Source organism: Aeromicrobium sp., assembly GCF_014378035.1.
In the GTDB taxonomy this organism is placed as follows: Bacteria; Actinomycetota; Actinomycetes; order Propionibacteriales; family Nocardioidaceae; genus Aeromicrobium.
On the sequence record NZ_JACMOM010000305.1, the window covers coordinates 1 to 9922 of the forward strand.

Annotated in this window: 2 protein-coding genes; both read right to left on the reverse strand. The window is 64.0% G+C overall.

The features are described from left to right. Positions 1-322: 322 nt before the first annotated feature. On the reverse strand, positions 323-8299 hold the full coding sequence (locus tag H7290_RS16005; RefSeq protein ID WP_290515020.1) for a SpvB/TcaC N-terminal domain-containing protein: 7977 nt from the start codon (positions 8297-8299) through the stop codon (positions 323-325). 765 nt (positions 8300-9064) lie between these two features. Further along, positions 9065-9922, reverse strand: an 858-nt coding sequence (locus H7290_RS16010; protein ID WP_290515021.1) for a hypothetical protein, incomplete at its 5' end; no start/stop codon positions are given.

Here is a 9922-nt window from a genome sequence, read left to right on the forward strand (position 1 = left end):
CTTGGAAGGCATCTTCGGGGCGAGGGACGTCTGGAGCACCTGTAACGCTTCCAGGACGGGCAGGACGCTGAGTTCGGGACGGTTCATGACCGTCCCTCTACCGTCTCTCACCCCCGGCTGTCAACCCCTAAACCGGGTAGGCTGTTACAGAGTTTCTGGGGGTCGAAGTTCATCTCTCGCCTTCGCTATCGCTCAGTGGTCATGTCGCTCTTGTTCGCTGTGGTTGAGATTCGTGGTCTGTCCCCTATTACTGCACGTCGATACCGCATCGTTTGTCATTTCCGTCGTTTATCACATCACAAGTCGTTTAAATCGCTGCCGGCTATGGTTCTGTGTACATGGGCGTGGTGGTGAAGTTTTGAATCGGGTGATTTGGAACATTTGCTTCCGTGACATTCGCCCAGTTCGGCGCTTCATCAGGCCCGGTCGCGTTCAGCTTCTGCAGATAAGCATCCAATTGATCTGCGAGCGTCTTATCGGACTTCGGGTCGAAGAAATTGATTGCGAAATCTGCGCCGAATTTGTCGCTGGGCAGGTCCTCGTACGAATAGGCAGATAGTTTCTGCTGCCCCTTAGATTCGTCGTCCATATACTCCTGAATGCGCCCTTCCTGGACGGTGGCTTGAAGAGCCAGGTCGCGAGCAGACTCATCACGCCACGTCTTGAAGTCGACGTGCGGACCGAAACGGTTCATCACAAAGATCTTGGCGCGGTTCGCCTGGGTATCCAGCTCATCACGATACTTGTCGAGGTTATCTCTCGCGCGTCCCGCATAGAAGAGGAAGTGAACCATATCGATCCACCCTCCCTTCTTCGTATAGATGTAGCGCTTGGACTCGCCGGTCGGAGTCTTGTCGTCCGGCCTTTGCATCCAGCTGGTTTTCCCAGTGGGCTTCTGCGAAAGCAAGAAGCCGTTCGATTCACCGTATTTCCGCAGCATCTTGTCTGCTTCTTCGCCTTTGGTAGTGCCGCCGCGGTCGTAAAGCCGGCCCTTGACATCGAGCTTGCGTTCGAAGGCCGTTTTCCACGCAGCAGCGGTGGTGGCCTCGACCCTGACGGGTGACAGCCCGGACAAATCGACCGAAACGGTGGGCCTGCCCTCAACATAGGCATACAGGTTCACTTCGACGATGGCCGGTGCCATTCGGTCCGTAATTTTTGCATTGGGATCGTCGTCGCTGCCGTGATCAACGGCGCTTTTGGAACCGATCGCTAGATCCTGCCAGATCGGGTCAGAAGCTGTCCAACGTCCAAGCCAAGGCGCGTAGTACCTCGCCCCATGGTAATACAATCCACTTTCCTCATCTCTCTCCTTCCCCGTATATCGATAGCGCTTCGCCATTTCCGTCTGGCTGCGCACCGCCTGATAGGTCGAACTGCCATAGGGCGCGTATTCCTCGTAGGAGATGATCTGCGCCTGCTTATCGAGCTCCAGGCTGGCCGAGCCGAGGTGGTTGCTGAACTGGTAGCGGATCAATTGGCGAGGCGCTTGGTCTGTGCCCGCCGTGTCGATCGTGAGCGTCTCCACCAAGGCGATGCGCTGCTTGTCATCCATCACGTGGAGCGTCTCTCGCTCCAGCGTGGCGGTGTTCTGGCTGATAGCGTTGCCGTGCCTGCGGAAAATCTCGAAACCGCCGAGGTAGATGCGCTCTTCAATGAGGCCTGGCATTTTTTTCCATACCTTGCGCACCCGCTGGCCCGAAGCGTCGTAGATATACCAGGCCGTACCTCCACCACCGAGATCCGTCTGGCGCAACTGATCTCTGTAGTCCCAGTGCATATTCGGTGCGCCTTGAGCGCTATCCAGATGCGGCATGCGGATCATGTTGCCGTGGGCGTCGTGCTGGTAAGGTGGCGGATTGGCGTCATCTGGGTTGAGCGTGGTGCGGGTGAGGCGGTTACTGGTCTTGAGCGGCGTGCCGATCCCGTCCTCGATCAGGCTGGGCTCCAGAAAGTCATAGGCGCGCGTCCAGCCTGGATGCGGCGGGTCGGTTCCCCGGTGCTGCATCTGCAGGAAGTTGCCGACGGCGTCATAGATGTAGCTCTCGACATACGTGCCCATGGCGTTGCCGTCCTTGGGAGCGAAGTGTCCGGCTGCATCGGCATTGAATATCCCTACGCGTCCAGCGTCGTTGTACGAATGGGCCACAGGCGCACCGCCCTGACCCAGATGCTCGCGGCCACTGGCCTGGATCAGTCGGTAGAGGGCATCGTAGGTGTAGTCGTTGCTCGGCTCGACGCGCTTATTCTTGAAGAAGATGGTCTGCTGTGCGTCGTCCTGGATGTGCGTGATGTTGCCGGCAGGGTCGTAGGTGTAGTGCAGGTTCTGCACCTGCTTGCCCGGCCAGTTGGGCACAGCAGGTTGTGGGTCGTCGTCGGGGAACGAGGTGGCTGAGCGCCGGGTGACGAGTTGCGTGAGCCGGAACGTGAGCGGATCGTAGCTGTAGAGCGTGCTGGCGCCGTTCTTGTAATCAATACGTTGACGCTGGCCCTTGGCGTCGTAGTCGACGTTGGCGACACCGACCAGTGACGGGGCTTCGCCAGCCGGATCCAGGAGGCCAGTGGGCTCAGCGGGGCGCTCCAGCCAGACGTCCACCCTTTCCAGCAGATTGGCTTCATTGAACACCGGCTGAATGACGTTGATCCTGTCAGGGTGCTGTGGGCGGATAACGCTGCTGTGCGGCGCAATGGATTGGACCGGGCGATTGAGTGCGTCGTAGCGGGTACTGCTCTCGAAGGACTCGGCGTCGAGCTGCGGCTCGGCAGGCAGCGACCAATCCGGGACCGATTTGTAGTCGCGGATGAGGCGGCGCGTGCCATGTAGCAGGTTGCCTTTGAAGTCGTAGGCTTCGGTGGGGTTGCTGTCGGCGTCGAGTCTGGCATTGGTGGCGATACCGGCGGAATCGAAGTGCCGGTAGATGCGGGTCCGCAGATTGAGGCGTTGCGCTTGTTCTTCCTGAGCTTCGGTCGGGTTGAGTGGCGGTTCGCCATACTCGGTCCTGTCAATCCAGATGTCGCGGTTCAGTGTGCGCGGATCGGACGCTGCGGTGGTACCACGGACGCTCTGTTGCACCGGTCGGCGCAGCGCGTCGTAGGCAGTGGTGAAGGTGTGGCCTCGGCTGTCCCAGGTGCGGATGGGCTTGCCGGTCACGTCACTGAGCATCCAGCGCGCGCCCGCCTCCATGCTGAGCTGGTGAATGCGGTTGCCGAGCGTGTCGTAGTCGTACTGCATGACGGTGCGCTGCTCACGTGCTCCCGTAGGGAGGTAGTTCAAGGGCAGCTGCCGTTCGTCGAGCACGGCACGCTGATTGCCTTCGATGTCCAATTTAACGCGGGTAGAGGAGCTCTCTTCGGTGCCGTCGAGCGCGTGTCCGTCGCAGACCACGCGGTTGCGCGCCGTCGTCAGGAACGGACGACCGAGGACGTCGAAGTGTGCGGTTATGGGCGTGTCGGCGTGCGCTTCGGCACGCACGGCGGCGTTGCGCTCGTCCGGCCCGAGGGCCCCACCGATGCGCTGCGCGTGCCAGGTCTGCCAGCCCACTCCTTGGCCCATAGCCTTGAAATACTCCCCGACATACCCCGCAATGTCAGGGTCGGTGTGAGGGTCGCCGGTCTGCGGTGGCCTCGTGTCACCCGGCGGGGCAGGGCGCGGCGCGCAGGTGTCGTTGACGTCGAAGGTGGTCTGCTGCCAGGGGTCGAAGACCACCTTCTCGTAGGTGTGGTTGGGGTGCAGGGTGGCCCCCACTCGTCCGACCGGGTCGTAGAACAACACCGGGCTGACGCCGACCTGCGCGCCGAACCTGAAGTGGTGGGTGTCATCGAAGAACGGCTCGTACTTCCGGACGGGCTGGCCTTTGTTGTTGTAAACCGTCCAGCCGCTGCCGACCCAGCGCGGGCTGACGACCGGGCCACCGTCTACCAGTGGCCCCGGCTCGGCCTGGATCTTCTTCTGGATCTCGCGGCCGAAGCCGTCGGAATAGGAAAAGGCGTGCTGAACCCTGGTCTGCTGCTGGTTCTCCAGGTCGACGGCGTGGGTCTCTCGCGCCAGGGTGTACACCACCGGCGGCTGCGGATCGGCCGTGGCCTTCGTGTTGTGGTAGGCGAACAGGTCGTAGATCAGCCGGGTGCTGGCCCGGCCCAGGACGGCGAGCGGATCGCTCAGTGGCTGCGCCAGATGGCCGAGGATCTGGTCGGCAGTCAGGTCGGGGTTCAGGCCCTCCAGGGAATCTCCCAGGGCTTCTTCGGGCTTACCCATCACCGCCGAGCCGACCACCATGCCCAGCGTGTCGAAAGCGACCTGAGACCGGTTGCGGTTGGGATCCATCACCCGCCAGGCCTGCAGGAGGCGGTAGTCATGGCCGGGTGTACGGGGATCGACTGTTCCGTCAAGCCGCCGTTCGCCAACGGTGACGGTGTTGCCCAGGGCGTCGCGGGTCTCGAGCGTCAACAGGTCGTAGTCGTCGAAGGTCACGACGCTCTCCGTGCTGACGGCGCCGGTGTGAAAGGGGGTCTGGCTGCGGCAGGGGAGGAAAAAATGCTTCCGGGCGTAGGCGAGTTCCTGCACGGCCGTATGGGTGCTGGTGGGCGAAAGCAGGGTCCGGCCCGAGGGGATCCACCAGGAGTCGCCGGGGTCTGCCGCGGGAAAGCGGCCGTCGGCCTTGAGGCTCCGCCCGGACACGTACCCGCCCTGATCCGCGCCCTGACCGCCCAGCACCGCGGCAACGTCTGGCATCAGGGCCTGGCCGTCGCGCACGAAGACCTGGTCGATCAGTCCGGGGGTGAAGGCCAATTTGTAGTTTTCGCCCGTCAGGGCCAGCGGTTCCAGGTGTGCGAGGAGCAGCAGGGCGCCCAGGTCATCCGCACGGTACAGCGTCCGCACTTGCTCGATCAGCCGCTTCTGTTTGACTCCCGGATCCGCGGAGCGTTCGTAGTCGATGAGAGCGGCCTGGTTCAGTAGGGCGAAGCCGTCGCGCGTCCAGTCTCCGAAGGTAAAGCGGCGTGACGGGTCCGTCGGATGTACCCCGGTGAGTTCGTAGGTGCAGGACTCGCAGGCCAGCGGGGTTCGGTAGGTGTCCGGATGGGTGAGGACATCGTCGATGGCGTTGGTCACCCGGTTCTCGGTGTAGGTGATCAGGAGCGCGGTCTGCGCGTCGCGGTCGGCGTCCGTGGGCAGGGCGGCGTCCGGCTGCCGGCGACCATAACCGATGGCGGCCTGCCTCTGGACATTGCCGTAACGGTCGACTTCGAGGGTCAGGGCATGCTGGACGCGCGGATCATCGGGGCGTCGCTCAAGGTGGGAGGAGACCGCCTCACGTGGATGGGTGAAGACGACCGCGTGGCGATTGCCGTACTGGGGCTGGACCAGGCGAACCGTGAAGTTCTGCTCGGTCACGGTGTAGGGGATGGCCGCCCGCTTCCGGGCTGGCTCGGGTGCACCGGACGGGGCGTCGTCGGCGTAGACCTCCTGGCGCAGCATCGAACCTTTGAGGGCGCGGCAGGCCTCGCGCGCTTCGGCCAGGGTCAGGCCTTCCGGGAGCACGGTGTCGGGCACCAGGGTCGCCTCGAAGACCTTCATCTCAGGGTCGTCGGCCGTGTGCCGGGTGTCCGGAGCGCCGAAGTACTCGTGCGCGTAGAGGTGGCTGATGCGGCCGCCGTTCAGAGCGGCCCCGGTGTGGAACCAGGTCCTGGTGCGCACCGGTGGCACGTGCGAGGCGGGATCCCAGTTGATCGCGGCGGGATCCCGTTTGGTCGCGGCGGGGAGGTTGCCGTCGCGCGTCAGTGCGCCGAACTCCTCGGTGTCCCACTGCTCGACCATGCCAAAGCCCCGGAACTCGCGGTCGTCCCCGTCGAAGTACCCGTGGTGGTAGGCGGAGCGGCTGACAAAACGGTTGCGGCTGAGGTGATCGGTCGTCTCGACCCGCTCCACCACATGCACGGGAAAAGGCAGCCGGGTGATCCAGGGGTGGCCGGCGCGTTTGTCCTGCAGGTAGAATTTGGTCGAGGGCGCGTACTGCACCCTGGTCTCGGCGCCAAGGTTGTTGGTCATGCCCACCAGCAGGTGCGGCTTTCGTTCGCCCATCAGGTTGACATACCGCATCGGCCGCGAAGCGTCGCCCGGCAGCGATGAGCTCCATACGAGGCAGACAGTGCCGTTCCCGAGCAGGTCGGTGGGCACGATGCTGGCCAGGTCGTTGACGCGCGGAAAGACTTTCAGGGACTGCGGCTCGCTCCAGCTGTTCCCGGACTGGTTGAAGTACAGCCGGACGCCGTCCCGGTGCAGGTAGATCAGGTCGGTGGTGCCGCTGCCGTCGATGTCGGCCAGCCGCAACCGGCGGGGATCGAACTGCTCCGGGTGGTCGAACCAGGGTGAGCCGTCCATGGTGACCCTGGCCCCAAAACGTCCGTAACCCAGGTTAGGCCAGTAGCAGATCTCACCGTTGTGGATGCGTACCAGGTCACTCAGGCCGTCGCCGCTGAGGTCGGCCATGAAGACCGATCCGGCGTCGTTCGCGAAGACCAGCCGGGGTCCCTGCGCCTCGTCCCTGGACAGCGCCACCCGGCGGGCGGGACCGAAGCCGTCTTCTCCCAGCGACGGGTGCCAGATCAGGGCGTCGTCCCCGGTGATCAGCACGTCGGCGTGCCCGTCGCCGTCGAGATCGACCAGCTTCAGGTTGGGGTCACGGAAGTCCACATTCAGCCTGGAGGCGAACGGCCGGAATGGATCCCAGCCTTCCGCGTCGTCGTGTTCGTACAGGCCGGCCAGGGGGCCGTCCAGCGTCACGAGGTCCGGCAGGCCGTCTCCCGCCAGGTCCATGAACTGGGCGCCGCCGGCCAGCGACGTGTTCGGCCTCAGGGCCACCCGTTCCTGTGGGGCGAATTCGACGGTCTGCTGGTGCAGCGGGCTGAGGTTACGCGTGTAGAACCAGGCGCCCAGCTGTTCGGTCAGGATGCCGGGGAGGCCCTCGCCGTGCAGGTCCGTCCATTGATAGGTCGTCCCGTCCACGCCGATGGGCAGATGCTCCAGGCTGGCCGCATTGACGTGCTCTACCTTGTCCTGCACGATCGGCTGGCTGTATTCGAATTCCACGGGGGGCAGGCTCTGTTTGCGGTAGCCGGCCCCTTCACGTCGGTAGCTGGAGTGGGTCACGCCCAGCAGAAAGGTGTAGTTGGCAGTACCGGAGGGCGGCGCGTTCCGGGAGGTGTAACTGAAGTCGGTGGAGCGCACCAGGCAGTCCTTGCGAACACCCTCCTCCTTCTCGAAGTGGTGGAACATCAGCACCCGCTGGCACAGTCGGGTCGTGCGCACTTCGAAGCCGGAGCGGTAGCTGGAGAAGGCGTCTGCGCGGCGGCTCCAGGGCCGGGCGTCGTCCGGGGTCGGCACATCAGCGGCCTCCGCGTGGTAGTCGAACACCACCTCGAACAGCCATTTGACGTCGTCGAGCTGTGCGCGCGGCAGGTCACTCAGGAACCTGGGGCGACGACCTTCAGCGTCCAGCAGCGGCGTCTGGTTGCCATACCGGATGTGCTCAGGGTAGCGGTTGGCAGTGCGCCGGGGATCGTTCCCTTTCCCCCGGTGGCGCTCGTGCGCGAGCTTCATGTCGACATCACCGCCGTCTTCACGCCGGTAGTCGTACAGCACCACGTTGCCCCGGTCGTCGCGGGTCTCGCAGATCAGCCAGCTGAAAACCCGGCCAGGCTGTTCGGGATCAGCAATGCGCGCCTGTTCAGTCAGGCCGTACAGGCTGAGGACGTTGTCTCTGGAGATTGAGCGCCAGTGAACCTCGCCGTCCGCGTGGTGCGTCCAGCGTTCGATCCGGGCGAACAGCCCTTCGATGCGCGGCCGGTACCGGCGGACCGAGTAACCCGGGGCCGTCACGTCGTCGTCACGCTGCGTCCCGTCGGCCTGGAGCACGGGCACCAGATCCTCCGCGCCTGACAGGACGAAGACGTCCGCATCAGCGTCATCCTGGTAGGTCGGCAGGCCCTTGTCCGTCCTGCGTGTGATCTGCGGCAGCCCAAGTGACCAGCCGAAGCCGAAAGGGCCGTTTCCGGCGCCTGAATCGTAGCTCAGCGACAGCTGTGGGCCGAAGCCGGAACGGCCGGGGCTCACGGCGAGAGGGACAGTGAAGCTGCCGGTGCCGGTGACCGGGTTGGCCGCAAATTTTTCCCCGATGCCCCGGATGGCCCCGCCGCCCTTGGGCAGTTGAATCGTCGGGGAGGCCGAAGAGGAGCTTTCCTGACCGGAAGGTGCTGGACGGCCCCTGTCAGCTGATGAGTCCTTGACGTCCTCAGACCTCATGGAGTGCTCTCGCCCGCGTCAAAGACAACGCGTACCGAGCTGCCACAATGCCACTGGGTTCTGTTCGACCTGACGGGCCCCTCGTGGGCCAGCGCGAACGGTGCGCGCGGCGCAGCGCAGATCAGGCTCAGCAGGGAGGTCAGGCCGATACCCGGACCGGTCGCAACTAAATCAAAACGCTTCATCCTCACCTCCTGAAGAAGGCGCGGCCCTTGAAGACCGAGCTGAACGATGGCGAGCACTTTCCAGGACGACGCAGTGCCTGGATCCTGACCTTTCCAGTCGCTTCGACCTCCCGGGCGAGTCGGCCCTGTGAGACTTCGCCGGATTGAGACGTGTACAGTCGCTCATCTCACGGCTGTTGACACGGCACCCTTCGCGAACGGCGCGCCTTGTCTTCGGGTACTCACCTCAACGTCCCGAACGGTTCAGCTGCCCCACTGAGACAGCCCAAACCTTCTGCTGAGGTGTGGACTGCGACGTCAATTTGACCTGCACACGACAATCCCCAGTCCGACAAAGGAGAGGCTCTGGGCGCCAGCGTGAAGACGGAAGAGAGGAGATCAAGATAACCTTAATCCGGGTGGCGTAACTCAGCCGTTACACCGACGAGGCAGGGCCACCGCCAGCGGGATGAGGTCATTGGCAAGCTGATGACACCGAACCGAAACGGAGAAAATCTGGCGGTGAAATCGCGGTCATTCGTGCCTGTCTCGATAACGTTCTGCACTTGTCCCGAGGGTCGCCTGGCCTTACAGTGACCCGTCAGGTCGCCAGAATTCCGTGGAAAACTGCCCGGACGATGCCCACCTGAGTGACGTCGCCGTGGTCCTTGATGAAGTCGGCGTGGAGGTTATAGATCGTGCCCGGCCTGAAGTCCAGCGGGGTCGTCGGCGTGAGTTCGATGTCCTCGGCGTCGGTGTTCAGCGCTCCGTTGCTGCCGATGGCGCCGTACAGGTCGTCTGGCCCGCCGATCGACGCCGCCACCTGACCGGCCAGGGCCGAGGCCGCCGCGTACGCCAGGCCGACTGCCAGGTCGTTCCTGGTGTGCGTCACGAGAATCGGCCCCTGCACCCGGTGCTGCATCACCACCGGCCGGAAGTACCCCTCGGGAATGTCAGGCATTGCCGTTCCAAAGCCGTAATGCGAGTACGCGGCCTGCAGCAGGTGCAGCGAGTCGATGGGGAGGACCGCCTCACCGTCCGGCCCGCGCGCCATGGAACTCACCAGCCGCCCGCCGAAACTGTGCCCGATCAGGTGCACCTTCAACGCCGGGTTTTCCAGCTTCAGGTCCCGGAGCAGCCCGAGGGCGCCACTCTCACCGATCACGCTGGCGCGGTTCTTCATCTCGTAGTAGGTGGTGAGGTTCAGTAAGTTGCGGATGGCCTGAAGGGCGCCGGAGAAGATCCCACCGGCCGCCACGGTCTCGTCGGACGTCGCCGCCAGCACGTTGACCGCCAGCCGGTCCTTGACCGTCGGCCAGTCTTCGAGGTCGGTGTCCTTGATCCGGTCGTCCCGAGTGGCCGATTCGGGGTGTAGCACCCGGTCCGCGGCCAGATACTCGCGTTGCAGACTGCTCTTGTCCCCGACCCCCGCCAGATTCGCCTTGGGCTTGGGCAGCGC

Bases quoted from the DNA above. Each gene is read 5' to 3' on its own strand.
- H7290_RS16005 (WP_290515020.1), bottom strand. From the start codon at position 8,299: ATGAGGTCTGAGGACGTCAAGGACTCATCAGCTGACAGGGGCCGTCCA.